This is a genomic window from Microcoleus sp. PH2017_08_TRC_O_A, assembly GCF_020738665.1.
GTDB lineage: Bacteria > Cyanobacteriota > Cyanobacteriia > Cyanobacteriales > Microcoleaceae > Microcoleus.
Genome location: NZ_JAEQCE010000037.1, coordinates 33,593 through 60,412 on the forward strand (window position 1 = coordinate 33,593; position 26,820 = coordinate 60,412).

Annotated in this window: 24 protein-coding genes; 13 read left to right on the plus strand and 11 right to left on the minus strand. The window is 46.0% G+C overall.

All coding sequences use genetic code 11. From position 1 onward, the window contains the following. The first annotated feature begins 252 nt into the window (after positions 1-252). Positions 253-486, plus strand: coding sequence for a hypothetical protein (locus JGK22_RS15140; RefSeq protein ID WP_293206199.1), 234 nt, complete (start codon positions 253-255; stop codon positions 484-486). Beyond that, the gene (locus JGK22_RS15145; protein WP_293313120.1) at positions 479-985 is read left to right on the plus strand and encodes a hypothetical protein; all 507 of its coding nucleotides are present in this window, start codon (positions 479-481) and stop codon (positions 983-985) included. The genes JGK22_RS15140 and JGK22_RS15145 overlap by 8 nt, the downstream gene beginning before the upstream one ends. On the opposite strand, the gene JGK22_RS15150 is transcribed toward JGK22_RS15145, so the two are convergent. Continuing rightward, positions 982-1,620: a Uma2 family endonuclease gene (locus JGK22_RS15150; RefSeq protein WP_293180438.1), complete on the minus strand. Its 639-nt coding sequence runs from the start codon at positions 1,618-1,620 to the stop codon at positions 982-984. The genes JGK22_RS15145 and JGK22_RS15150 overlap by 4 nt on opposite strands. Positions 1,621-1,669: 49 nt before the next feature. Beyond that, positions 1,670-2,560 (minus strand): LysR family transcriptional regulator, encoded by an 891-nt coding sequence (locus tag JGK22_RS15155; RefSeq protein WP_293180441.1) that lies wholly within the window; start codon positions 2,558-2,560, stop codon positions 1,670-1,672. Between the two features lie 18 nt (positions 2,561-2,578). On the opposite strand from JGK22_RS15155, the gene JGK22_RS15160 reads away from it, so the two are divergent. The 6 genes from JGK22_RS15160 (at position 2,579) to JGK22_RS15185 (ending at position 7,365) form a co-directional block, all read left to right on the plus strand. After that, the gene (locus tag JGK22_RS15160; protein ID WP_293180444.1) at positions 2,579-2,746 is read left to right on the plus strand and encodes a hypothetical protein; all 168 of its coding nucleotides are present in this window, start codon (positions 2,579-2,581) and stop codon (positions 2,744-2,746) included. Positions 2,747-2,875: 129 nt separating this feature from the next. Continuing rightward, positions 2,876-3,556 carry a type 1 glutamine amidotransferase domain-containing protein gene (locus JGK22_RS15165; RefSeq protein ID WP_293212740.1) on the plus strand — a complete coding sequence of 227 codons (681 nt, stop codon included), beginning with the start codon at positions 2,876-2,878 and terminating at the stop codon, positions 3,554-3,556. 85 nt (positions 3,557-3,641) lie between these two features. Further along, positions 3,642-3,878 (plus strand): hypothetical protein, encoded by a 237-nt coding sequence (locus JGK22_RS15170; protein ID WP_293180450.1) that lies wholly within the window; start codon positions 3,642-3,644, stop codon positions 3,876-3,878. 238 nt (positions 3,879-4,116) lie between these two features. Continuing rightward, complete coding sequence (locus tag JGK22_RS15175; protein WP_293180453.1) at positions 4,117-5,487, plus strand: P-loop NTPase fold protein; 1,371 nt, start codon at positions 4,117-4,119, stop codon at positions 5,485-5,487. Positions 5,488-5,753: 266 nt separating this feature from the next. Continuing rightward, positions 5,754-6,803: a shikimate dehydrogenase gene (locus JGK22_RS15180; protein ID WP_293206189.1), complete on the plus strand. Its 1,050-nt coding sequence runs from the start codon at positions 5,754-5,756 to the stop codon at positions 6,801-6,803. Positions 6,804-6,933: 130 nt separating this feature from the next. Next, the gene (locus JGK22_RS15185) at positions 6,934-7,365 is read left to right on the plus strand and encodes a hypothetical protein (RefSeq protein ID WP_293180459.1); all 432 of its coding nucleotides are present in this window, start codon (positions 6,934-6,936) and stop codon (positions 7,363-7,365) included. 151 nt (positions 7,366-7,516) lie between these two features. On the opposite strand, the gene JGK22_RS15190 is transcribed toward JGK22_RS15185, so the two are convergent. The 3 genes from JGK22_RS15190 to JGK22_RS15200 all read right to left on the minus strand — a co-directional run bounded on the left by JGK22_RS15190 (position 7,517) and on the right by JGK22_RS15200 (position 8,888). Further along, positions 7,517-7,804 (minus strand): YggT family protein, encoded by a 288-nt coding sequence (locus JGK22_RS15190; RefSeq protein ID WP_293180462.1) that lies wholly within the window; start codon positions 7,802-7,804, stop codon positions 7,517-7,519. A 221-nt stretch (positions 7,805-8,025) separates the two neighbouring features. After that, positions 8,026-8,349, minus strand: coding sequence for a hypothetical protein (locus JGK22_RS15195; RefSeq protein WP_293180465.1), 324 nt, complete (start codon positions 8,347-8,349; stop codon positions 8,026-8,028). Between the two features lie 170 nt (positions 8,350-8,519). Further along, positions 8,520-8,888, minus strand: a complete 369-nt coding sequence (locus JGK22_RS15200; RefSeq protein ID WP_293180468.1) for a YkgJ family cysteine cluster protein — start codon at positions 8,886-8,888, stop codon at positions 8,520-8,522. A 349-nt stretch (positions 8,889-9,237) separates the two neighbouring features. Between JGK22_RS15200 and JGK22_RS15205 the strand changes: the two genes are divergently transcribed. The 3 genes from JGK22_RS15205 to JGK22_RS15215 all read left to right on the plus strand — a co-directional run bounded on the left by JGK22_RS15205 (position 9,238) and on the right by JGK22_RS15215 (position 10,510). Continuing rightward, on the plus strand, positions 9,238-9,441 hold the full coding sequence (locus JGK22_RS15205; protein ID WP_293180539.1) for a hypothetical protein: 204 nt from the start codon (positions 9,238-9,240) through the stop codon (positions 9,439-9,441). A gap of 96 nt (positions 9,442-9,537) precedes the next feature. Next, positions 9,538-10,191 (plus strand): Uma2 family endonuclease, encoded by a 654-nt coding sequence (locus JGK22_RS15210; RefSeq protein WP_293180471.1) that lies wholly within the window; start codon positions 9,538-9,540, stop codon positions 10,189-10,191. 178 nt (positions 10,192-10,369) lie between these two features. Beyond that, positions 10,370-10,510 carry a photosystem II reaction center protein Ycf12 gene (locus JGK22_RS15215; RefSeq protein WP_293180474.1) on the plus strand — a complete coding sequence of 47 codons (141 nt, stop codon included), beginning with the start codon at positions 10,370-10,372 and terminating at the stop codon, positions 10,508-10,510. 457 nt (positions 10,511-10,967) lie between these two features. Here the strand turns inward: JGK22_RS15215 and recJ are convergent, their stop codons facing one another. Then, positions 10,968-13,043, minus strand: a complete 2,076-nt coding sequence (gene recJ, locus JGK22_RS15220; protein WP_293180477.1) for a single-stranded-DNA-specific exonuclease RecJ — start codon at positions 13,041-13,043, stop codon at positions 10,968-10,970. A gap of 351 nt (positions 13,044-13,394) precedes the next feature. Here recJ and JGK22_RS15225 point away from each other — a divergent pair, with 351 nt between their 5' ends. Further along, entirely contained in the window at positions 13,395-14,300 is a 906-nt protein-coding gene (locus JGK22_RS15225; protein WP_293197036.1) for a bestrophin family ion channel, read from the plus strand. A 312-nt stretch (positions 14,301-14,612) separates the two neighbouring features. On the opposite strand, the gene lnt is transcribed toward JGK22_RS15225, so the two are convergent. The 3 genes from lnt to JGK22_RS15240 all read right to left on the minus strand — a co-directional run bounded on the left by lnt (position 14,613) and on the right by JGK22_RS15240 (position 18,842). Further along, on the minus strand, positions 14,613-16,454 hold the full coding sequence (gene lnt, locus JGK22_RS15230) for an apolipoprotein N-acyltransferase (protein WP_293313123.1): 1,842 nt from the start codon (positions 16,452-16,454) through the stop codon (positions 14,613-14,615). Between the two features lie 342 nt (positions 16,455-16,796). Continuing rightward, entirely contained in the window at positions 16,797-17,879 is a 1,083-nt protein-coding gene (gene psbA / locus JGK22_RS15235; RefSeq protein ID WP_293180485.1) for a photosystem II q(b) protein, read from the minus strand. A gap of 615 nt (positions 17,880-18,494) precedes the next feature. Beyond that, positions 18,495-18,842, minus strand: coding sequence for a histidine triad nucleotide-binding protein (locus JGK22_RS15240; RefSeq protein WP_293180488.1), 348 nt, complete (start codon positions 18,840-18,842; stop codon positions 18,495-18,497). A gap of 244 nt (positions 18,843-19,086) precedes the next feature. On the opposite strand from JGK22_RS15240, the gene JGK22_RS15245 reads away from it, so the two are divergent. Beyond that, positions 19,087-20,616, plus strand: coding sequence for a YifB family Mg chelatase-like AAA ATPase (locus JGK22_RS15245; RefSeq protein ID WP_293190961.1), 1,530 nt, complete (start codon positions 19,087-19,089; stop codon positions 20,614-20,616). Positions 20,617-21,305: 689 nt separating this feature from the next. Here the strand turns inward: JGK22_RS15245 and JGK22_RS15250 are convergent. Together JGK22_RS15250 and JGK22_RS15255 are read right to left on the minus strand one after the other, a co-directional pair. After that, on the minus strand, positions 21,306-23,174 hold the full coding sequence (locus tag JGK22_RS15250) for an adenylate/guanylate cyclase domain-containing protein (protein WP_293207990.1): 1,869 nt from the start codon (positions 23,172-23,174) through the stop codon (positions 21,306-21,308). A gap of 280 nt (positions 23,175-23,454) precedes the next feature. Next, a complete protein-coding gene (locus JGK22_RS15255; RefSeq protein ID WP_293197035.1) occupies positions 23,455-26,775 on the minus strand; it encodes a PAS domain S-box protein in 3,321 nt (1,106 codons plus the stop codon). Positions 26,776-26,820 lie beyond the last annotated feature (45 nt).

A 26,820-nucleotide genomic window follows, 5' to 3' on the forward strand; every position in this document is an offset into this window, starting at 1 on the left:
GATAATTTGGAGTTTTTTTACCGCAGAGCGCGCAGAGAGCGCAGAGTGAGGAAAGGAAGAGTGTGCTGCGAGTTGTTTGCTTCATCAAGTGTTCCTCGACGTGAAAGTGTCAATTATAATGGATAGAATAAATTGGTATAAAAATTGGGTTCTATAATATAAATTATGTGAATGCGCCCCGGTGAGTGAGGACACACTCAACCGAGACGACTTCTCCAAAGTCCGACTATCCGAACTAGGAGTAACTTAATTATGCCAAAACCCAGATACGACGAGGAAAAAGATGAAACCCGCCATGCGGCAGCGAATGAAGAATGCTGCGAGGATATGGCAGATAATTACGGGTGGACGCTGAAGCAAGCAGAGCTAGTCGCAACTGATGTTTTACCTGTTGATTGCGTTTTCGATGGCTACTGCGAGTTTCCACCCTCTCGCATGGATTTAACGCAAGGCGATTACTTCAAGGAGGACAAAGAAGATGCGTAAACTGATTCTGTTCAAAGCGGATAAAGGTGAAATTGAAAAGTATCGTCAGAAGACTGAGACACAAATCGGAAAGTCATTTTACCGCATTGCAAATGTGGATTCAGTACCCTCTTTAATCAACACTATTGCCGAACATTACGACTCTAGTGGCAAACCTGCTCCTGCGATCGGACACCGACTGACGGAAACAGTGCCAGAAAACCGGGACTCCTTTCGAGATAGTGGCTGGGAAGTTGTTCGGGTGGAAGAATACACCCCTGAAATCCCGCCTCCCTATGGTGCAGGATTTGATACAATTTGCATTTGCTACTGCGCCTATAAGCCTTTAGCACCTGAAAATGTCTGGATGAAAAAGGCTCATCGCTTTGCTCCATCCCTAGCTTCTTTTGGTGGTGATGAAAAGGCTTATCAGGAGTGGCTAGCTACTCAGTCGGAGGACGTGCAGGCTGAATCGAAATCGGCAATGGAGTGGCTCAAGACTCAAGAAAAACAGCATTAAAACCAAGCTCGCAGGTCGCGTATTGCCGCAATTTCATCTTCTTTTGCCTGTTCTAGAAAAGCAATTAGCCTTTCTTTCGGCACTTGAGGAAAGGTAGGACTCGATTCAACCTCCATATACTCGCCCTCGTGCAATTGATAAATTCGCCACACTTTGCCATTGAACCGCCAAAACTCCGGTACACCAATAGCAGCGTAGAATTTGTTTTTCTCAATATCAGTATGAGTAATATCTACTTCTACCACTAAATCAGGCGGAGGATCTTTGGTAAAATCAACATTTCGGCCTTTGACGAGGGGTTGATTTTGAATATAGTAGGCATTATCTGGTTCGGCTCCCTTTTTCAGAAAAGGATAGTTCATAGTTGTTGAACCCATCGTTTTCATCCGCATCCCCATGAGTTCAATCAGCGTCCGAATAAAACACTCGATTAATCGACTTGAAAATTCGTGTTCTTCTAAGGGCATGGTGATTTCTAGAATCCCGTTGTCATAGATCAAATGACAGCCTCGTGACTGGGGTAAGGCATTGAGAATTTGTAGATAACCGTCCCAAGATAACCCCCAAATTACGACGCGCTGTTCGCCAATAGGTTTTTGCAGTTCTGCTGTAGCTTCTGGTGCAGATGTTACCACAAGTGACCTCCAAGTGGAATTGATATTGATGGTTTACTCTAAGGCTAACTTAGTTTACATTGATTTGGCAAATTTCTAACATCCGTTTGACTTTTGGCAACTGTCTTTCCGATTTCCGAAAAGCCAGCCAAATCCGATTGGTAACAGCCTGTGTAGGTTTAAGCACAAGTGTCAAACGATTTTCTGTCACCCAATCTGCACACAAGTAATCGGGAAGCACGCTAAAGCCAAATCCGCATTCAACGGCTTGTCTAATTGCTCTTAAATCGGGAATAATTAGTTTGGGTTGAACATCGATTCTTTTGCCAAACACGACGCGCCAAAAGCGGCGGGCGATCGGTAATTCTTCGCTGTAAGCAATCCAAGGTTGAGTTAATAGCCATTGAGAAAGTGGGTTTAAATCTGCTTGACTGATTCCTTCAGCAATCGGAATCGCCATATTTGGCGGCCCGACTAGCCAGAAGTTTTCCTCGAATAGTAGTTCATATTCAATGTCAGACAAGGTAATTTTTTGGGTAGCAATTACGATGTCTAGTTTTCCGGCTTTGAGTTGTTGGATCAACTCCGATGTTAGTCCAAATTGGATTGTGTAAAAAGTGTGATCGTCTTGGGGTAATTGACTGAGGATGCGATCGGTAAAAAATTCTTGTGGTGTACCGATTCTGATGGTTTGTGGTGTTTCGGCGCTGGAGTTTTTGTGGGGAATTGATTCGAGTTTCTCGATCGCACTTGCAACTTGACTATACAGTCTTTTTCCCGCATCCGTCGGCACCATCCGTCTCGGAGTTCTTTGAAACAACGGATTTCCCAAAGCTGACTCTAGGGCTGCGACGTGTTGGCTGACAGCCGGTTGCGTCAGATGGAGAACTTGGGCCGCCCCGGATACGGTTCCGACGCGGTAAACCTCGATAAAGCTGCGATACCACTCAAAGCTAATCATAAATAAGGCAGTTCGGCAATGGATTTTAGGAACGGGCAAGATGCCCATTCCACAAGAAATGCACTTTTTGTGGAACAGGCCGGAAAGCCTGTTGCTAAGCCCCCACAAGAAATGCACTCTTTGTGGAACAGGCCGGAAAGCCTGTTGCTGACAATGGTGAAATATCTCAGATTTAACGGATGTTAGGAAGTTCGGCATTGGGATTTGGTATAACTAGATTTATAGTTACACGAAACTTTCATAATTTGTATTTTAGATGAATTCGACCTAGGATAAAAACAACGAGCACAAAGACACCCACAACAGGAATCGAATATGACTAGCCAAAAAGTTCTGATTGTTTTAACCAGCCACGATACTCTTGGTGACACTGGTAAAGAAACTGGTTTCTATCTCCCAGAAGTAACCCATCCCTTGGACGCATTTACTAAAGCCGGATTAATGGTAGATTTTGTCAGTCCAAAAGGCGGCAAAGCTCCAATGGTTGGGATTGATTTGGAAGACCCGCTAAATAAGGCTTTTTTAGACGATTCCGAGCAGGTTTTGCGAGTCGAAAATACTCTGAATCCTGCACAAATTAAACCCGCAGAATATGCTGCTATTTTCTATGCTGGCGGACATGGAACCATGTGGGATTTTGCTGATAACCAGGAACTCGCTGAGATTGCGGCTGCTATTTATGAAGCAGGCGGAATTGTCGGTGCTGTCTGTCACGGGCCTGCGGCGTTAGTCAATATTAAGCTGTCTGACGGTACATACCTGGTTGCTGACAAGACTGTGGCTGCTTTTACGAATGAAGAGGAAGCCGCTGTGGGATTGACTGATATCGTGCCGTTTTTGCTGGAGTCAACATTAATCGAACGCGGGGCGAAGTTTACCAAGGTTGCTAATTTTCAAGTCTGTGTGGTGGCGAGCGATCGACTCGTCACAGGGCAAAATCCCGCTTCCGCCGCAGGTGTAGGCAAACGAATGGTAGAATTAATTAATGCAACATAGCACTTTGAAATCTGGTGAATCGGTACACCCAACAGTTTCGGCAAATTAATCTGGCTCGGTGAGAAATCTGTTATGCGATTCGCTGATGCAATTAGATTTGAGGTTGGAGATTCCCGCCAATCTTAACTGGATAATCCATCGGGGCGAGTGCAAGTGCTCGCCCTTTCTGCATTCGGTTAACCCTACTCAAATACCCAATTTTACTGGAGAACATTACCGCCCACAGTTCGTCTTTGATTTTAGCAGACAAATTCGCGATCGCCTGTGTCAGATGCTGTTCGGCAAATTCTCCGCAATCAATCTGTTAGTTGTGATGACTTGAGTCCTCTGATTTTGGAGAGAACTCAAGTCCTCACGCTCGATCCAATCAAGTTATTACTGACTTTTGTTCATTCTGTGAATGCAAAAAATAAGTGGGATTTGTAATTGCGGATTCCGATATACATTTAGATATTGAAAGACCAATAAAACATCAAAACAACTAGCAATTTGTGCGGAGCGGTCAAATTGCTCAATGAAGAAGCTCTTAGGGCATAATATTATAAAACAGAGAACAGGGTATGGAACTAAATTTACAGAAATTTTATACGGCCTGCAATCCCAGCTACACCCTGGCAGTAGCAAATCAAGAAGACCGACAATACTATATCGATTTTTCGTCAGTGCGGGGCGGCACAATCGTAGAACAATTGGAGCGCACCATCAGCCGTCTCTCGCCCGATGTACCTACCTGTCAATTATTTACCGGTCACATCGGCTCGGGGAAATCCACAGAATTGCTGCGGCTGCAAGCTCAATTGCAGGAGCAAGGTTTTCATGTGGTTTATTTTGAGTCGAGTAAAGATTTAGACATGGCTGATGTCGATATCACTGACATTTTGTTGAGCGTGGCGCGTCAGGTGAGCGAAAGCATTGAGAAAATGAAAATCAAGCTGCAACCGACGGGTTTTAAAGCTTTGCTCAAGGGCGTTGCTGATGTTTTTCAAACTCAAATAGATCTGAAAGCGGGAGCTTCTGTCCCCGGTTTGGGTGAGGTAAATGCTAGCACGGATGGAGAGTTTTCTTTGTCTTTGGGTATTGGCAAAATTACTGCTAAGGCGAAGGATGCTCCGAATTTGCGATCGGAGTTGAGGCAATATTTGGAGCCGCGGACTAATGTAATTTTAGATGCGCTCAATAAGGAGTTGCTGGAACCGGCTAATCAAGAACTCAAGCGCCAAGGTAAACAGGGACTTGTGGTAATTATCGACAATCTCGATCGCATACACCTGTGCGCGAAACCAACGGGGCGGATGCAGCCGGAATATCTGTTTGTCGATCGCGGGGAGCAGTTGGCAAGACTGAACTGTCATGTCGTGTATACAATTCCTTTGGTGCTGATTTTCTCTAACGACTTGGGTCAGCTTAGCAATCGCTTCGGGGTAGATCCAAAGGTTTTGCCGATGGTGCCGGTGCAATTGAATGACGCTTCTGAGTGTGCAGAGGGTGTCGAATTGCTGCGACAGATGGTTCTGGCGCGCGCTTTTCCAACAGTGGAGGCGTCGCAGCGCTATGCTTTGGTTGGCAAAATTTTCGATTCTGCCGAAACTCTCGATCGCCTCTGTCGAGTTAGCGGGGGTCATGTTCGCAATTTGTTACAACTACTCTATAGCTGTCTGCAAAAACAAGACCCTCCTGTGTCGCGGGAAACTTTGGAAAATGTGATTGTCCAACGCCGTCACCAGCTTACTTTGGCGATCGAACCTGATGAGTGGCAATTACTCCGCCAAGTATCTGCTACCAAAACAGTGAATGGTGAAACTAAATACCAAATTTTGCTCCGCAGTCTTTGGGTATTTGAGTACCGTTACGGCGAGGATTACTGGTTTGATGTCAATCCGATTTTGGCTGACGCGAAGGAGTTTCGGGATACCGAAAATGCGGCCAAATAGCTTTGATTTGTAAAAGATTAAAGATGTATAGCCTTCTCAGAAAGATGAGGTACTCATGGGCATAGGGCATAGGGCATAGGGCATAGGGCATAGGACATACCTCACCCCGCTTGAGAACCGCTATAAATTACTTTCAAATTATCTGCGTCGATCTGCCTTAAATCTGCGGCTTCTGCATAAATCTTTGATTGATACAATAAGTTTCTTACTTCTTCCTGATGACAACTGACAACTGACAACTGACAACTGACAACTGACTTCAAACTATGATTAAAGGCACTACTAAACTGCTCGGAGTAATTGGTCATCCGATCGCACATTCTCTGTCCCCGGTGATGCACAATGCTGCCATTTCTCACTTGGGTGTCGATTTTGTTTACCTGCCGTTTCCGGTAAAACCAGAGGATTTAAAGGCTGCGCTGGCAGGATTTGCCGCGATCGACCTTCGGGGATTTAGCATCACGATTCCTCACAAACAGGCAATCTTACCGCTGCTGGCGGAGGTTTCTCCCATTGCTAGGGCGATCGGCGCAGTCAACACCGTCTACCGCACTGACAAAGGTTGGTGCGGCACAAATACCGACGTAGAAGGCTTTCTCGCGCCGTTGCTAACCCTTCCAACCCCCCCTTGCCAAGAGCCAAATTCACCCCCCCCAACCCCCCCTTGCCAAGGGGGGGAGCAAGAGGCAAGCTATACCTTAGAAATTAGCAATAGGGTTGTCGAATCCTGTCCGCCCCCTTACCAAGAGGGAGCTTTGGAATCCTGTCCCCCCCCTTACCAAGGGGGGGCTAGGGGGGGTTCCGATTGGAGTCAGAAAGTAGCGGTAATTTTGGGGAATGGCGGGGCGGCGAGGGCTGTTGTGGCTGGATGCGCTCAATTGGGATTTGCAGAGATTCACGTTGTCGGGCGCAGCGCCCCCAATTTAGCGGAATTTCAACAGAGTTGGGTTAATTCTCCGATGCCGATGCAGAATTTGCAGGTACATACTTGGGATAATTTGTCAATGTTGATTTCGCAGGCCGATTTGCTGGTGAATACAACTCCTGTGGGAATGCACCCGCACGGGGAAAAGTCGCCGGTTGCTGCTGCTGCGCTCGATCGAATTTCCGCAGGTGCGATCGTTTACGATCTGATTTACACCCCGAATCCTACTCAGTTGCTCAAAGATGCACAGCTTCGCGGTGCAATACCGATTGACGGACTAGAAATGCTAGTTCAACAAGGAGCAGCAGCCTTGAAAATTTGGCTGGACACAGAATATGTCCCTGTGGATGTAATGCGCCAAGCCTTGCGCCAGCATTTAGGTTTAGACTAATGCCGTTTCCCTACAGCAATGCAGTCTCCTCCTGGAGCCGGACACGGCAGTGCTGTTTCCCGGAGGAGGTTAAGAATTTGACCTTGAATTCGCGCTAAGCTGAGTAAAATATATTTACGCTGCAATTGTTATGAAATTTCGAGCTATCAGTCTTCTTTTTGCCACTTGGGCGATCGCAATTTTGAGTTTGGTATTCACTCCACCAGCTTGGGCTACCACACAGATTAAACTTTCCGATCTTTCCTATCACGAATGTCCCGCAGAAATGGCAGAAGGAACAGTCACCAGCGGCAGTTCTATGGAAGCTAATTGCTTTTTGATTACTGGGAAAGCTGAAAATACTAGCGGCAAACCTGTTTTTGATGCTGATATTTTCGGTCGTATTTATGATGCAGATGAAAATCCAGTGATGCAAAACCGGACTCGCTTAGGTTCTATCGAAGAAGTTCCTCCCGGAATTAGCGATTTTCAGCTCAGAATTTCGGTTGCAGCCAATCAACGAACACCTTTGCAGCTCAAGCAGTTTAAAGCTACAGGTTTTACTGGCGTGGTTCGCCGTTAGTGAAACTATAGCCTTTCGAGCGAAATATGAGGTGCTCATGGGCATAGGGCATAGGGCATAGGGCATAGGGCATACCTCACTTTTTCGAGAACGGCTATAAATGTAAATTCCCCCTATAAGGGGGAAGTTTTAAACCCTATTTTTCTGATAACTAAAAAGCGGTTTGCAAGCTGCCCAAAAGACCGATCAGAAATTGCGAGCCAAACTGAAGTACAAAAAACGCAATCATTGGAGAAAAGTCAATACCTCCCAAGGGGGGAATAATTGAGCGGAAGAGATTGAGGTAAGGATCTGTTAACTGACTCAAAATCGAAAACGGGGGGTCGTACCAATTGATGTTGGGGAACCAGCTTAACAGTACCCTAATAATCATCAGGACTAGATAGATTTGCAGAAATGTCGCTAGCGTGTTTGCCAAAAGGCCTATTGAATAACTCATAAATTTTGGTTGTCGTTTGAGTAAAGTTTACAGACACTTTAACTTTGAGTTTAGCATAGCTGCGGAAGAGGGAAGGCACTGAGGGTAGAGGCTGAGCAATTTTGTGGTTCCTTTTTACTTTTGCCTTGGTTTTTAATGGGAAAGTTGAACAGAGAAATGTGCGACAGTTGGTCGATCGCCCGCATTCTACTCCCCGACTGCTCTAAAATCTTCAATCTTATTCAGGAGTCAGGGGCGATCGAACCCTCGCTGTTGTGGGCTGGCGCGTTCCCGTTGACATCGCCGAGTTGCAGCCGCACGTCATCAATTGCCTGATTTAGCTGGGCAATTTTATCTTCCAAACTCAGCCTTGCTACTTCCATCCCTTCGGCTTCGAGTTGGCTGGCTTTCCTCTGGCGCATCTTTCTGATCTTGGCATCGGAAGGATCGCTCAGCAAAGCTTCAGCAGCGCGCCTCGACAGCACCGCACCCAAAACTGCCCCTACCAAGCCCCCAACTGCGGCTCCCGCAATAAATCCGCCTGTAAAACCCTCTCGATTGCTCATGGCTCAACTCAACTGCGCGATATTTCCTTGATTTGTCTATTTTTACACTCTCTGGAGCGATCGACCTGGAGAGGATTTTAGATTTTAGGTTTGAGATTTTAGGTTTGAGATTGAAATACGATCTCGAAAAATGCTTCGGAAGCACAAAGCCCACAGGGACATCAAGTCGGTTAATTGTCGGGTAAGGCGATCGTTCCAACTTCAGAGTTGAAGCGAATCATCTCCAAAGATCGATCGCCATACATATCTTCAATGTGCTCCAAACAGCAGTCGATCGCAAAATCGTTCAACTCAGCAGGCTCAATCCCGTACATATCCTGAAACACTTCCTCGTCTACCCGACAAAAGCGCGGGCGATCGGCATAAATTCCGCATTCCCTCGTTTCTTTGTCAAAGTTTATACACCAACCGTCATCTCCCACTAAGCTCAAGTAGAGCGCCAATTGCTCGGTAGATAAATACTCGTCCAGGTCAGGGCGCTCTGTTGGTTCTAGGTAACAACAAGCACCGCACTGCTTTACGCAACGCCAAGTAGCCATAATTTGATTTTAGATTTTAGATTTTAGATTTTAGATTTGGAGCATTATCTGGAAAATGCCCAACTTTAAGAGAGATTAAAGCCTTTCAAGTATACCAAGTGCCAGCGCCGCAGAAGGAGTTCGCGAAAAGACGGTTCGATTTTTGATTGCGAACACTCTCCGGTAAAGGCATCCAGCCCTGGTTCCTGTACGGATGACTGTTTTATGCTTGGGGCTGGCTCTTTTTTGGCTGTGAGCTTTATCAAAATCTACAAGTACATCACTTGTCAAGTATGATGTACCTGATGGTAAATTGAAGCCTCGGTAGACAGTCGCGGATAATGTTGATATGTATAGACAACCGCGCGATATGGCTACCAAGCGACCAAGAACTACCATCAGCTTTGACTTTGACGAGTACAAGGAGTTAAAAATTTGGGCTGATTCTGAATTTCGTTCCATTCCTCAACTGGTTCTTGTCTTGGTCAAGAAAGCCTTGATAGAGAGGAATAAACGATCGTCAGATCCAGCCAGCGCACCTCCGAGTGAACCTGATAGCTCCGGACTCACATAAACCAAACCCCCGCCAACTACCAAAGCTAAGCGGGGCAAGGAAAGTAAGGAAGCTGGCTAATATCTAGTATAAATCTAGCAAAGGAGGAACAACACCATGATCCAAGCCCAAACAATCCCCAAAACAGTCACTTTTGATGAGTTCGCAGCCTGGTATCCAGAGAACTCAGTTCACCGCTACGAACTACACAATGGAGTAATTGTCGAAATGCCTCTAGGAACTGGCCGCCATTCCGGTGTTACAGGTTTTATCAGCTTAAAAGTAGGAGTTGAAATTGACCGACGCGAATTACCTTACTGCATCCCTGGTGACTGCCTGCTTAAACCCACTCGCGATGAGGCTGGTTATCAGCCCGATGTAATTGTCCTAGATCAAGCATCTCTGGCAAAGGAACCGCGCTGGGAAAGGGAGTCCATCATCACGATGGGGTCTTCGATCCGACTGGCTGTAGAGGTCGTCAGCACGAACTGGCGAGATGATTACCATTTCAAATTTGCTGATTACGAAGAAATTGGCATCCCTGAATACTGGATTGTGGACTATTTGGGTTTAGGTGGCCGCAAGTTCATTGGGAATCCCAAACAACCCACCCTTTCAGTTTGCCAGTTAGTAGATGGGGAGTATCAGGTAAAGCAGTTTCGGGGCGATGACACTGTTGAATCGCTGGCTTTCCCAGAATTGAGGTTGACTGCCGAGTTGATTTTTCGGGCAGGTTTGCCTCCAAGCAGCCCCATGGATGAACCGGACTAATTACGATCGCCCAAACTCAGGGTTTTTTAGCCGAATTTGCGATCGCCCGCAGGTCGATCGTTCTTTACATTTTGTTGAATTTTGTAAACTTCCTTAAAAAAGAGGGCCGATCGCCCGGTAAAATCAGAAGCGGATTTTCTCATCAATCTAGACTTACTCACTACAGTCAGGAGGACACATGGACTTTATAACGGATCTTTTTAACGGCGGAGGCCCTGTAAACTTGCAACTTATTGTTCAGGTAGCTTTACTGGCAGCAGTCGTGCTTTCTGGCCCGATCGTGATTTTTCTGTTGGCAGCTAAAGGCGGCGACCTGTAATTATACCACGGCTGGCGATCGATAGTTGAGAGTTTTGCATAATTTAAAATTCAAAATTCCCAAAGCTCGATCGCCACTCAAGTCAATTTGAGATTTTAGATTGTAAATTAGACTTCTTGCAAAAATAGTTAGGACGGGCTAGAAGCCCATCCCACAAAAATCTTTTTTCTTGTGGGATGGGCTTCTAGCCCGTCCCAAAATTTGATTTGCGAGGTTGAATTTTGGTCTCAAATTGTCGATTCGATCCTAACCTTCGTGTTGGGGGCTTGTACCTGTTTTTGTGCGGGCGAATTTTCCCTAAATTTCACCCCGATGAATTAGGTTTACCAGAAAGAATTGGTTGAAAGCCGGAACACGAGTGAGGGAGAAATTAAAATAAGACTATTCATTGCTTCAATCCTCGGACTGACCGGAAGAGGTAGCTGTCAACTGTCAACTGTCAACTGTCAACTGAAGATCAAATACCGAGGGCGTGTTTAGCCGTTTGAATCAAATTCTCGAAAAAAGGTAGAGATACATCGACTTCCCTAGCATCCTGGCGGGAGTTACCCAACAAACCCATGCTTTGTCCAGGTTCAACAACCAAAACTTGCCCTTGAGAATTGCGAATTCTCAATTCCTCTTGAGAACCGGCGGGAGACAGACTACAAGAATAAGTGCGATCGCAATAATCAAACTCAACTTTTCCAAACACCGACGGCCTCGAACTAGCAGCACTGGCCACTAAGCGGACACCCAACAATTCCAACTCAACCGAAGTCTTGCCATTAAAACTATTTTCCCGCAAGCGGTACGCAATATCAACCCGCCGAGGCAACGGAAAATATTCACCCCAACGCCACGCAATCCCCTTCAAACTAGCCGAACCTTTTTCATCTTGAGTTGCAGTTAGTTTAACATGACCTCCCTTACCAACAATTTTTTGTTCAGTAATACAAACATTAGGCGTCCAAAATACAGGAGCCTTATTTTCAATCCCGCAAGGTTCTAGAGCATCAATTTGTCGGTAAAGGTCAAGATTAATCTCAGCCAAATCCGCTCGCACATCTACTGAAACCAACGGCTTGAGGTGTTCCGGCTGCAAACATTGATTCGCAAAAATTGACAGTTGCTTGCGGAATTGTTCGAGATTCTTGGCAGGCATCGAAAAACCGCCAGCCGCTTTATGTCCGCCAAATTTAGTTAATAAATCCGCGCAAAAATTCAGCCCATCAAATACATTAAATTCAGGAATTCCCCTCGCCGAACCCCGGATGATATTACCCGTTTCGCCACCCTCATCCTCAAAAGTACCGATAAAAACGGGTACGCCGTAACGTTCGAGCAACCGAGATGCTACAATCCCAATCACCCCGTGGTGCCAACCGGGCTGCACGACAACTAAAACTCGTTCCTGCTGTAAATTGAGCGCACTTTTCTCGCACCAAGCAATCGCTTCCTGCTCAATTTCCTGACACAACTCCTGACGGCGCTGATTTATTTGTTCGCACTGCATCGCGTTTTTGAGTGCCAATTCGCGATCGTCCGTTGTGAGCAACTCTATCACAATTTGAGGGTCAGCCAGCCGCCCCACAGCATTAATCCGCGGGCCCAGCCGAAAACCAATATCTTCAGGCTTTAAGGTATTGTTAGCTTGAGTTTTTGAATTAAAAAGAGGTAAATTTTCCGCACTTGCAGGCTGCACTCCCGCCACCTGAATCAAAGCTTGAACTCCGGCTAATTGCGAGTGAGGCAAAAGTCGCAAACCCCGCTTTACCCAGCGGCGGTTAACTCCTGTCAGAGGCGCCAAATCTGCAATAGTTCCCAAGGTAAATAATTCCAGCAGCGGATTCACCAACCCGCCAACTTTCTTCAAATCTTGAGCCAAAGTAATCGCCAAAACATAGGCAACGCCTACTCCAGCCAAACCGCGATAGGGCGAAGATTCCGCAATTAATTTTGGGTTGAGAATAGCATCAGCCGGGGGCAGTTTTGGCGGCAAATCGTGGTGGTCTGTAATAATAACTTTTACACCGAGTTCTCGCGCTCTGGCAACTGGGCCATAGGCTGCAATCCCGTTGTCTACCGTCAGAATCAGAGCCACACCTTCGGCATGAAATTCTTCTACAATGCGATCGTTAATCCCGTAACCTTCGTGCATCCGGCTGGGAATCGCATAATCAACATTCGCGCCCAAAGCCCTCAGAGCTCGCAGCAACAAAGCCGTGCTCGTCATCCCGTCAGCATCGTAGTCGCCACAAATCGCAATTTTCTGCCCTGTTGAAATCGCCTCCCGCAACAATTTGACACTCGCAGCCAAATCGGGAAATTCATCCAGTGGCGCCGGCAAAACCAGAGATTCCGGTTCGATAAACCCTTGCACTTCTTCGAGAGAATCGATACCGCGATTAATAAGTACCTGTGCTAGCAAGCATGACAAACCGATTTCATTGGCAAACTGTTCGGCTTGCTGTGGTTGAGGCGAATAAATTTGCCACCGTTGGTTCGGCAATCGGGGAGAATGCGGGGGTACAGATGTCGGTAGCTCTGGCACGGAAGCTGAGGTCTAAAGATACATAACCAATCTTACCTAATTAAGTGTCTAATGAAATCAATATTAGATTGGCGATCGATCGCAAAGATGAGTTTTTTCGGTAAAATCCGAAGGTTGTGCGGATAAAAGCAGCGTGGTGAACAGTTGACAGTTGACAGTTGACAGTTGACAGCGAAGTGATAATAACGGAGATTTAAACTCGGTTCTTATCACAATCTGCCGACCTGAGTAAGGGCTTCAAACCCTTGCTATTCGGTGAAAGTGCGATCGCATCTGAAAACAATGTCTAGCAGGCATTTGTCACGCCCATACAGTCCCCAGTGCTGGATTTTATTTTAACAGGAGATTGTGATGATTACAGAAAAGCGGCCCTGGTTTAAAGTTGCCTTCCAGTTTCAAGGGTCGATCATTTTTTTCATTTGGCGCCGCGTCATGCTGTGCGCTAGTTTTGGGTTGTTGATTTCGGTACTGTACTTTTTTAACTTCCCAGTATCCTTGCCCATCCTATCAAGCATTGTTCCCAGTATAGTCCTCGGCTTATTGTTAGTGTTTCGGACAAATACAGCTTACGATCGATTTTGGGAAGGCCGGAGGTGCTGGGGAACCTTAATTATTGCAGTCAGAAATTTGGCACGTCAAATCTGGGTATCTATTAGCGATCGAGAACCGGATGATTTAGCGAAAAAAAAGTCTACTTTGCGATTATTAGTGGCTTTTGCCATAGCAATGAAATTGCACTTGCGCCAAGAACCAATTAGCTCAGAAATAGAGCCTTACGTACTACCCCAACAGTATGAGAATCTCAAAAAGATGAACAATCCTCCCCTCGAAATTGCTTTTTGGATTGGGGATTATTTGACGATACAGTACGAGGCAAATAACCTCGATGTCTATCGGCTAACTGCGATGAATCAGTTAGTAAATAACATGATTGAGGCCTTGAGCGGTTGCGAGCGGATTTTGAGAACTCCGATGCCTCTTGCTTACGCGATTCATCTCAAACAGCTACTCTTGCTTTACTGCTTGGCACTGCCTTTTCAAATGGTGAAGGAGTTAACTTGGGGGACAGGCCCTGTGGTAGCTTTAATTAGTTTTGCTTTGTTCGGTATCGAAGAAATCGGCATTGAAATTGAAAATCCTTTTGGACACGATGCCAATGATTTGCCTTTGGATAATATTTGTGCTACTATGCAGCGCAATATCAACGATTTAATTACTTTATCTCCTAGCGTTCATGCTCGGGCAAAAGAGCATTAAAGTCATTAGTGATTAGTCATTGGTTATTGGTTATTGGTTATTAGTTATTGGTTATTGGTCATTGGTTGTCGAGCGTTAGTCATTGGTGATTGGTTACGCTTTTGTGCATTTAAATTGTATTTTTACGGCGGGCAGGATTCCCGCCCCACAAAAGTTTAACTTTATTCGGACGTGCAATTTAAATGCCTCGGAGCTTATTTGTCTTATGTTTCTTGTTCGTTCTAATAACCAATAACCAGTAACTCATGCCCTATGCCCTATGCCCATGAGTACCTCATATGGAGATCTAAATGCTATAGCTTCCGCCTAACGTTAATTTCTAGCAATTAACCACATTAACCCAGCTAAAACCAACAATAAAGGCGTCAGCCAATCTCCCCACCGCACGTACAAAGTCCGAGTTTGCCGCCGATAAATAGTAGCATCTCGGACTTCATAGGTATTAATTCCAGACTTCCAAATCGTCTCGCCGCGAGGATTTACAAAAGCAGAATAACCTGTATTAGTTGCGATCGCAGCCCATCTATCAGTTTCAATGGCCCGCATCACATCCAAAGCGTGATGCTGAGCCAGCATTGGCGGTTTGTAATGGGCATTGTTGGAAGCTGTGAGTATAAATTCACCTCCATTTGCCGCCTGATATCGGAAAACTTCAGCAAACGCTGAATCGTAACAAATTCCGACAATAGCGTGGCCAAACGGCGTATTAAACCATTGTTTTGAGTTCCCTGGTACTAAATGAGTATCTAAGGGAGACAGCCGATTAATAATGCCGCCTAAGATTTCGTAAAAAGGGATGTATTCGCCTAAGGGCACTAGCTTGAGTTTATCATACCGGCTGACAATTTCTCCTGTTTTGTCGATCGCCAATAAGCTATTAGTCATGCTATCTCCTTCCTGTCCGAATCCTCCAACCCAAGCCAGAACACCGCGTTGGAGAATCGCTTGGTAAAAAGAAAGAGTAGAACGTTGATACTCGTTTGTCCAGATAAAAGGCAAAGCCGTCTCTGGAAGCAACACAGCATCTACTCCTCTGTCAGCTAACTCCTTATATCCAGCCGTGTAACCTTCCAAAGCGCGCCGCCAACCACCTGAGTCAAACTTAATCTCGTTAGGAATATTGCCTTGAATAATCCCAATTTTTAATCCTGTTCCCGCCTCTTGAATTAACGGGCGATTGTACAAACTCCAGCCGACAATATGCAAAACTAAAAATAAACCCGCAGGCAAAATATAAGCAACCCACTTCTTCCATCTTCCTTCTCCCTTCTTCTTTCTTTTTACCTTGAGCGAAGCCGAAAAGCCCTCCTCCTTTTTCATCCCATCCGTTACATCCGTTACATCCGCTACACAATCCGTTGCCGAACTTCCCTCTTCCTTCTTCCTTTTTCCTGCGATAAAAGCTTCAGCAATTAAGCCATTTACTGCTACAATTGCCGCTGTTACTGCGCTGGGCCCGGAGAGTTGACCGAGGTGCAATATGGCTAAGTTGTGCGGGCTTTGGGTGTATGATAGTGATGTCCACCACAGCGAACCCATACTCCAAATACTTTCTAAGGCGCACCACAAAGCTGTACCAATTAACACGCGGGCCAACCCTGATAATTTAGATCTACCCCCCCCTGCCCCCCCTTGTAAAGGGGGGGAGTTAAGAATAAGAAGAGGATTTTTGCGTGGTAAAGTGAGGGAGTTGAGAATTATAAATAGCCACGCCCAAACAGTGACTAATCCGGCTCCCCAGAGGGTGATGAATGCCCAGCAAAAAAGTGCGATCGCCAAACTGGGCCACCAAGGAACTCCCAACCAAGTCATTGGGTGTATTCCCATAATCCAAGATATGGCTAATCCGTGATAGCCGATTCCCCAGAGAGCAGGAAGAAGGAAGAAGGAAGCAGGAAGAATGAATAGGAAAGAAGGAAGAACTTTTTGTTTTTTTTCTGTGATTATTGCTCGTTCATAACTGACAACCAAAACCCACAGGGGTGCTAATGCTACCCAAGCCAACGGCCAAGCATTGACTGGTGCTGTTGTCAATGCCATCAAAATGCCGCTGAAAAATGCGTTAGCGAAGCCCTCGAAGAGGATCGCCCCGCCGAATATTTGAGATTTCTCAACCGCGAGTTTTTCAAATTTAAGTCTTTTAAATATCGCCACTTTGATGATTACCAATTAAATATATAGCGGTTCTCAGAAAGATTCGCGGACGTTGTTGGGAAGAGAGCCCTCTTGGTTTCAGTGGTTATATAACCTGTCAGTCATACCTCACCTTTTTGAGAAAGGCTATAATAATTCTTAATCAATATATCATATCATAAAGGTTTGTAGTGAGGACTTTAGTCTGCATCCAAGAAAGGACTAAAGTCCTCACTACAAACCAATTTGATTCTGGTCAGTGTAGCGGAAACAATATCAAAAATAAATCTCTTAATTTATGCTTTCCAAAACAAAAAGCGCCCTCATTTGGAGAGAGCGCTTTTTATTAATCAACAGCTAAATTTAGCCGTTGATGGAAGGAGCAACCAATGCTACTGGGGTGACAGCACCGGCGGCCAAGTCGAGGGGGAAGTTGTGAGCGTTGCGCTCGTGCATAACTTCCATACCCAAGTTGGCGCGGTTGATGACATCAGCCCAAGTATTGATGACGCGACCTTGGGAGTCGATAATCGATTGATTGAAGTTGAAACCGTTGAGGTTAAACGCCATCGTGGAAATACCTAAAGCGGTAAACCAGATGCCGACAACTGGCCACGCACCTAATAAGAAGTGCAAGGAACGGCTGTTGTTAAAACTTGCATATTGGAAGATCAAACGACCGAAGTAGCCGTGGGCTGCAACGATGTTGTAGGTTTCTTCTTCTTGACCAAATTTGTAACCGTAGTTTAGCGATTCGCTTTCACTTGTCTCGCGAACCAAAGAAGATGTTACTAAAGAACCGTGCATGGCAGAAAACAAAGCACCGCCGAAGACACCAGCAACTCCCAACATATGGAAGGGGTGCATTAGGATGTTGTGCTCGGCTTGGAACACGATCATGAAGTTGAATGTGCCGCTGATACCCAGGGGCATTCCGTCAGAAAAGCTGCCTTGCCCGATCGGGTAAATCAAAAATACTGCGGTAGCAGATGCCACAGGTGCAGAGTAGGCTACGCAGATCCAAGGACGCATTCCTAAGCGATAGCTCAGTTCCCACTGGCGGCCCATGTAGCAAAAAATGCCGATGAGGAAGTGGAAAATGACGAGCTGGTAAGGGCCGCCGTTGTACAACCATTCGTCTAAAGAGGCTGCTTCCCAGATGGGATAGAAGTGAAGCCCGATCGCATTAGACGAAGGAACAACAGCACCACTGATCAGGTTATTGCCGAACATCAAGGAACCAGCAACTGGTTCGCGGATGCCGTCAATATCCACAGGAGGAGCTGCTACAAAGGCAATGATGTAGCAGGTGGTTGCGGTCAGCAGAGTTGGGATCATGATTGTCCCAAACCAACCAACATAAATCCGGTTATCGGTGCTAGTTACCCACTCGCAGAACCGTTCCCAAACGTTGCCGCTTTCGCGACGCTGTACGGTTGTTGTCATTTGTTTTATGATTGCTTAATTGAATTTTCAACGTTCTGTTGTGGAAATCTCCACGCTTATATTAGTAACACTATTCACAACAGTTTGCAAAGGGATTAGTGCTTATATTTGAATAAATTTATAATCCTTTACATAACTTGATTCTTGATGAATTTTTGTGGCTGTTTGCAAAGTAATATTACAGAATAAATACGGTTAAAATAAAGCGGGCAGAAGAGCTGAATCTTTATTCTGTAGGTTGGTTCAGCAGTTAAGTCAAATTATTTTTGTTGAGGTCAAACTTCTTTATAGTTAAACATATCTTAATTGGCGATTGAGCAGATGAATTTTAATATTTGTTTACATATCCTAGGTGGATTGACTGTTGACAGTTGACTGTTGACGGTTGACTGTTGACGGTTGTAGAACGAGAATCAAATCATTGATGCTTGAGGAGTATCGGCTCTATTCAAGAAGTTATTTATGTTCTCACGGATGTGGCGATCGCACTAAATTCTCCAGAATCCGCAATCAACCGGATTCATCAACTAAAAACCCGGTTCATAAGGCGCTTTGCAATTGCCATAAACCGGGTTTCTGAGGATGAGTTCGTAAATTGTGCCTAAAAATTAGCCTTTAGCCTGGGGGCCACTTCATGTGCCGTCCGCCGAGAATGTGAAGGTGCAGGTGATCTACGGTTTGGCCACCGTCATTGCCGGTATTAATCACGACGCGATAGCCGTTACTGAGTCCGAGTTGTTCGGCTACCCGTTTTACAGTCAGCAGCAGGTGTCCCATGAGGGCATGATCTCCCGATTCGGCATCGGCTAATTTGGGAATAGGTTTTTTGGGAATGACGAGGATGTGGACTGGCGCTTGCGGATTGATATCTCTGAAGGCGAGGGCTAAGTCGTCCTCATAAACGATGTCTGCGGGAATCTCTTTGCGGATGATTTTGCTGAAAAGCGTTTCTTGGGTTGTCATGGGTGTTAACGAAGTTCGGCAACGGGCAATGTACGGGATGTAACGGATAAATTTTCAGGGAAGGGGGAAGGCGGAGGGGACAAGGGGAGGGAGGAAGGGGGAAGAGGCAGGAGGAGAGAAGGAAGAGAAGAGGAGAAAAGGAAGAGGCAACGAAAAGTTTTTCTTGCCTCTTCTGATATTCATTAGTCATTGTTAATCATAATAGATGATGGATCGAAGACAGGCAAATTGAGGATAAAAAATAATGCTTGCGAGGGTTTGGAGTGCATCTATCGTAGGAATTGACGCGGTAAAGGTGGGTGTGGAGGCTGATGTATCGGGGGGACTGCCGAAAATTGTGGTTGTGGGGTTGCCGGATTCGGCGGTGCAAGAGGCTAAAGAAAGGGTTAAGGCTACGCTCAAAAATTCGGGATATGGTTTTCCGATGCGGAGTATTGTGATTAATTTGACTCCGGCGGATTTGCGTAAGGAAGGCCCGAGTTTTGATTTGCCGATCGCCATTGGCATTTTAGCAGCATCCGAACAGGTCAGCGCCGAGCTGTTGGGAGATTATTTGTTTTTGGGGGAACTCTCTTTGGACGGGAGTTTGCGGCCTGTGGCGGGGGTTTTGCCGATCGCCGCTGCTGCTGCCAAAATGGGTATTTCGGGGTTAATTGTACCAGCAGCCAATGCAAAGGAAGCGGCTTTAGTAAAAGGAATATCTGTTTACGGTTTTGAAAATATATTTGCAGTTACTGATTTTTTGAACAATCCTCAAGTTTATTCACCGATACAAGTAAACGGTAGAGAAGAGTTAGGAAAAACTAGGTTTCAGGGTCTAGATTTAAAAGACGTAAAGGGGCAAATTCACGCGCGGCGGGCTTTGGAAATTGCGGCTGCCGGTGGACACAATTTGATTTTTGTGGGGCCGCCAGGAAGCGGCAAGACGATGCTGGCGAGACGTTTGCCGGGTATTTTGCCACCGCTGACTTTTGATGAAGCTTTGGATGTGACTCAAATTCATTCGGTGGCTGGTTTGTTGAAGGATAAGGGTATGCTGGTGAGCGATCGACCTTTTCGCAGTCCTCACCATTCAGCATCCGGGCCTTCTCTCGTTGGCGGGGGCAGTTTTCCGCGTCCGGGTGAAATTTCCTTAGCACATCGCGGCATACTTTTTCTGGATGAATTAACTGAATTTAAAAGAGATGTTTTGGAGTTTTTGCGACAGCCTTTAGAAGACGGTTATGTGACGATTTCTAGAACCAGACAATCGGTGATGTTTCCGGCACAATTTACATTAGTTGCTAGTACGAATCCTTGCGCTTGCGGTTACTATGGCGACTCGATCCAACAGTGTACTTGTTCGCCCCAAAAGAGGGAACAATATTGGGCAAAACTTTCGGGGCCTTTGATGGATCGGATTGATTTGCAAGTGGCGGTTAATCGTTTGAAACCTGAGGAAATTACCAGACAGGCGACGGGGGAGGAGTCGGAACCGGTGCGGGTGAGGGTGCAGCGGGCGCGAGAGATGGCGACTCGCCGTTTTCAGTCAGAAGCTGGCTTGCGGTGTAACGCGCAGATGCTAAGCAGCCACATTAACCAATGGTGTCAGTTGGATGATGCTTCGCGGAATTTGTTGGAGATGGCGATTCGGAAATTGGGGCTTTCGGCGCGGGCTAGCGATCGCATTTTGAAGGTGGCGAGAACTATTGCGGATTTGTCGGGGGATGACAGCTTGAAAACTAATCATGTGGGGGAGGCGGTGCAGTATCGGACGATCGATCGGATGCAGTAGAATTATTTGCTATTTGCGATCGGGCGTAGGGAAAATGAGACATTAATTCATCTAAAATATCAGAATAAACGTTGATATAACCCTTCTCAGATAAGTGAGGTATGTTGTTGGGCTTCAGCCCTCTTATACTAATTGTATACTAAGGATCGCGAATTAAATAATTTACACATATTTGTGGGACGGGCGGGACGCCCATCCCACAAGAACAGTAAAAATTGTAAGTTATTTAATTGTCATTCCTAAGCGAGGTCGCATCAAAAAAAACATTGGGAGCATCTCATTTTTGTAAAAAGCATTTTTTATTATAGTGCTGTCCCCGCTCGCGTATCGTATAATACGCGAGCGGGGACGCTCGCACTATAGCAATCCTAATTGATTTTCTAGATATGGAAATCCTAAAATCCTTGCTATATAAGGAGTCTACTAAGACAATTGGGTCGTTATCTTGTGCCAATCAGATCGGACAGCACTATAAGAAAAAAATGCTTTTTACAAAAATGAGATCCACCCTGGATTTGGGAATTATACCAAGCACAAACAAATATTGCTACAACACAATTATTTAGTGGAATGAACGTCCGAGTTGTTTCTTCAAATATTCTCGCCTGTGCGTCGCTAGCTCGATTTTAGATTTTTTTGGGTACGAATGATAGCGACACACCCTACAAAATAAATTTGGAAAATTGCTATTATTTACGACCAGTCAACAAATAAGTAACCATGTATCCCTTGCCCTTAACTTGAATCGCCCCTCGCTTCTGAAAAGTGTATTTATCCTTTAATATTTCGTAGGTTTCGGCGGTGACTTGAATGCAGCCGGTAATCCCGTGGGATTCCATGCGCGAAGCAATATTTACTGTGTCGCCCCAAAGGTCGTAAATAAACTTTTTTAAGCCGATGACGCCGGCAACTACAGGGCCACTGCTAATTCCGATCCGAATGCTGAATGGTTCGGAATGATTTAAGCTCAGAAAACGGATTTCTTGTAGCATATCGATCGCCATATTCGCCACCGCCTCGGCATGATCCTCTCGCGGAGTAGGTAAACCGCCGACAACCATGTAAGCATCACCAATAGTCTTAATTTTCTCCAAACCGTGGCGATCGGCTAAATGATCAAAAGCTGAAAAAATATCATTGAGCACGGACACTACCGCAGTCGCTGAAATTCTCGACGAAAGCTCTGTAAAGCCCACAATGTCGGCAAACATCACCGTTACTTCCCCAAAACTTTCGGCGATATTATGTTCATTGTCTTTCAAACGCAGGACGATCGCCGCCGGCAAAACATTCAGCAACAGTTGCTCGGATTTCGCTTGTTCCACTTCCAACTGTTGGTAAGCAGCCTGCAACTGTTCGGTTTGGAGAATTCTTTCTCGGGCTAGCTTTTCGATTTGGGCGGTGCGACTCAACGCTGTCAGCATATATGTCACCGGCAGCAGAGTCCACAACATCCCCATACTCAGAGTTCCCCAAGAACGCCAGTGCTTGCGAGTCTTCCGAATTTCCGGCGTTGCAGACACGTATAAAGACCACTGGCTGCCGCTAATTTTCAGCACCCTTTGGCAAGCCGCATACTGCGGGCCTGGATTGTCCAGAATCGGGCAGTTTGACCTTTGAGTTACTTTCGCAGCGGCCGATGCGGTGAACACTTGTTGGGTGGAGGATTGGAACAAAGCCGCAAATTGCGGAATTTGCCCGTCAGCAGCCCGATTTTGCAGAACGGGGTCGGGCGTTGGCGGTAACAACGGCAGTGCTTCTGGCTTGTCTGGAGGCTCGCTGGCGAGATAAATGGTGAGGTAGTCGGTATTGCGTCCTTTTAAAGAGGTTTGGAAAATATCTTTGCCTTGAAATACGCCCAGAACAAATCCTTGCAGCAGTTGGCGGCGGGATTCCAGGGTAGTCGGTTTAGTGCTGTTTTCGTAAATCGGAACTATTACCAAAAGACCCACTTCCGGCGAATTGCGCTGAATTAGACCGTCGTAGCTGGTGACAATCATTTCTCCAGTATCCCGCGCGCGATCGATCGCAGCGCGAATTTCTGGGTGGGAAGTGAGGTCAAATCCCAATGCTGTCTCGTTTCCCGCCGTTGGTTCGACGTAAAAAGCTGGGAAATATTCCGAACGCTGGCCGGCCTTGCGGAGTTCTCCCTGGGGGCCGCGCTCTGTAATCTGGAAGCTGGAGTCAGTTTCGGTTCTGGCTTGGGCTTCGTAGTTGGCGCGCTGGGAATTGGGAACGCGGGGGGCCCAAGCCAGCAGTTGCAGGCTGGGGTGAACGGATAGGGGACGGCCGACAAACCGAGCAAAAGAAGAACGTTCGACGACGCTAAACGCTTTCATGTAGTCGCTGAGGGCGAGAACTGCGTCTAAGTCTGAGTTGAGTTGGCGTTCAATGCCGATCGAAATATCGTCGATGCGGCGGTGCATTTCGTAGTCGTGGCGCCTGTCTTCCCAGTCCCAAACCAAGGCAAATGCCAGGGCCGAGAATCCGACACCCAAAACAAGTGTCAACCCGGCTGGAATGTAGCGAGACCAGGATAAAGGTAGTTTTTTCAGCATAATTGCCTAGCGAATAAGGGCAGCAGATGAGCACACCGCACAAATGAGATTAATTTCGGCGTCTCAGTGCCGTTAATTCAAAACCCTGATAACTCAAGCACCGACGGCAATTGGGGATTAAAAGAAGACCGTACGTTTTATCTAAATTTCCATCCTTTACCAGAAAGAATTGGTTGAAAGCCCGCCCGCCGGAGCGGGAGAAATTAAAATCAGAGTATTCATTACTCCAATCCTCGGACTTAAGGGTAGAGGTCGCTCTCAAACTGTCAACTGTCAATTGTCAACTGTCAACTGTTGAAACCGGAATTTCAATCCAGAATTCTGCTCCTTGTCCGGGCGCTGAGATGCACCGCAGACTTCCCTTATGTTTTTCTACCACAATCTGATGGCTGATGGACAATCCCAAACCTGTTCCAGACCCAACCGGTTTCGTGGTAAAAAAGGGGTCAAACAGGCGCTTGCTAACGTCTTCGGTCATTCCAGGGCCGCTGTCGGCGATGCAAATGACCACGCGATCGCACTCGCCGACATTGCTTTTACTATTGTTCAACCCAGCTTTTTTCATTTCAGTACGAATCACGATCGTCCGGGGTTGTTTGCGGTTTTCCACAGCGTCAATTGCATTGCTGATAATATTAAAAAACACCTGATTTAACTGCCCCGCACAACAGTAAATTTTCGATATAGTTCCGTAGTCTTTAATGATTTCAATTCGTTTTTCTTGAGTGTCGTGGTGCAATCGATGCTGCACAATTAACAGCGTACTCTCAATTCCTTCATGAAGATCTGCTAACTTTATTTCTGATTGATCTAGTCGCGCAAAATTCCGCAGCGACAATACAATATCACTAATTCTTTCAACTCCTACTTTCATAGAATTTAGCATCTTGGGCAAGTCTTCCTTGAGGAAATCAAACTCTATTTGCTTCAGTGTTTCGGTAATTTGCTGAGCAGGAGACGGGTAATAGTGCTGGTAGAGATTCAAAAGTTCTATTAAGTCGTTAAAATAGATGTTGGTGTGAGAAATATTGCCGTTAATAAAATTTGCAGGATTGTTGATTTCATGGGCGATACCAGCCACCATCTGCCCGAGGCTAGACATTTTTTCTGATTGAATTAATTGGATTTGAGTATGTTGGAGTTGTTCGTAGGCTTCTTGCAATTGAGTTGCTTGTTTTCTCAATTGAGATTCCGAAGCTTGGAGTGCTGCTGCGGAAATTTTGCGGTTAGTAATATTTTCAATCATCCCTAAGTTGTAAATAGCTTTTCCTTCCCCGTCTCGGATCAAAGTAGCTGTCACATTTACCCAAACAGTTTTACCTGTAGCCGAAATATGGCGAATTTCGATTTGATAGCTCGGAATTTCTCCCCGATTGAGAGCGGCAGCAGCTTCGAGATTGTTTTGACGATCTTCGGGATGCCCAATTTCTATGAATGTTGTACTCAGCAATTCTGCTGCTGTATATCCCAGCATTTCGCAGTAAGTTTTATTGACTCGCACCAACTGGCGATCGTCTAAATTGGCTAAATAGATACCGATGGGTGCATCTTCAAATATTTTGCGAAATAGTTCCTCGCTGGCCCGGACTTTAGCTTCAAGTGAAAGCCGATCGGTGATGTCTTCCAAAGTACATAAAATGCCGACGACATTGCCGTAGTTGTCGTGCAAAGGTATTTTATTTGTATCCATCCAGCGCTGGGTGCCGTCGGCTTGCATTTGAGGTTCAATAATGTGATATTCAGCGGTATTTTTTGCCATGATCCGGCAATCGCAATCTCGGAAAAATTTTGTTTCTTCTGGCTTCCAGGGCATATCGTAGTCCGTGAGACCGGTGATTTCAGTGGGATGATTTAAACCTGCGATTGTGGCAAAGTTTTTGTTACCTCCCAAGTAAACTGAATCTAGATCTTTCCAGGCGATTAACTGAGGGATGTTGTCGATCACCAACCACAGCATTTTTTTGGATTTTTGCAAAGCTTCTGTGCGTTCTAGGACGCGCTTTTCTAGTTCTTGATTGGCTTGTTCCAGGGCAACTTTTGACTCGCTGAGGGCGATTTCTGCTACCTTGCGATCGCTAATATCGATTGTCACCCCTTCCCAAAGTATCTCGCCGCCCGGTTGCAGTTCGGGGCGAGCAATGGCGCGAATCCATTTCAGTTTTCCCGATCGCGTAACGATCCGCCCTTCATATTTCCAAGGTTGTAAATTTTTCCCGCAAATTGTGAGTGACTCTTGCATCGGTTGTAGGTCTTCTGAATGCACCAACGACCACATTGAATTTGAGTTTTTTTGAACTTTTTCTGGAGTTAATTCATAGAGTTCCCAACAGCCGGGACTGACATAAATGAATTCATTGGTACCGTCGAGATGCTGCAAGTATTGATAAATCATTCCCGGCAGGTTGCCGGCCATTTTTTGGAATCGGGCTTCGCTTTGTCGCAGTGCTGATTCGGCAAGTTTGCGATCGCTAATGTCGATCAACAAACCATCCCAAATAATGTCACCTTTTTCGCTCAGTTCGGGTCTGGAAGCCCCGCTAACCCACTTGATGCGATCGCCCGGTAACACTAATCTGCCTTCCCACCGCCAAGGATCTAAAGTTTTAGCTGAGATAGCCAGAGTTTCGTGGAAGTTTTGTGCATCCTCTGGGTGAATCATTTCGATCGCAGGAATAGCTGACTTTTGCAGCACCTCTGGTTCTAATTCGTAGAGTTCGCGACAGCCAGAACTGATGTAGGGGAATGACACAGCGCCGTCGGCTGCTAGCTGAAATTGATAAATCATTCCCGGAACGTTGGCGGCTAGTTTTTGCAACCTCGCTTCGCTTTGGCGGAGTGCGGTTTCTGCTTCTACGCGATCGGTAATATCATAAAATGACGATAAAATTGATGCTTCGCCCTTAAAATTAATCGCTCGCATCGACATCTTTGCCCAAAAGCAACTGCCATTTGCTTTCTTGAGGCAGATTTGATCGCTGTCGCTAAAGCCGTGTTTTTTGACTGATTCTAGCAATTGATGGCGATCGCCCGCATTAGCATAAAAGTCGATCTTTTTGCTAGCGATCAGCTTGTCTGAACTCAAACCGAAAGTTTCTCCGAGGGCAGAATTTGCGTACAAAATTGTGCTGTCTGAGCGGCGCGTAATGATCGTAGGAATGGGAGTCGCAGTAGCGATCGCCCGCAATCTTTCTTCGCTTTCTTGCAGGGCTGTTTCGGCTGCGACTCTTTGGGTAATATCGTTCTGAACTCCGATAAAATGAGTGAGGTTTCCGTCGCCATCGAGGACGGGGGAAACAGTTAATTCGTTCCAAAAAGGTGTTTTATCCTTGCGGTAATTCTTGAGAATTACCTTAACTTCTGTTCCCGATCGCAAACTGCTGCGGAGTCTGTCTAATTCGGCGCGATCGGTATCCGGGCCTTGCAAAAACCGGCAGTTGCGTCCAATGACTTCTTCCCGGGTGTAGCCAGTCAGTTTCTCAAAAGCAGGATTGCAATATATAATAGGTCTGTCGAGCCTGCCAGCATCTGCGATCAGGATGCTGTTGCTCGACGCTGCGATCGCCCTTTCTAGGAGAGACAGGTGGAAAGAGTCTGTTGTCATCGGTGGCAATACACACACTCCGAGGGAGCGGACATGAAAATAAAA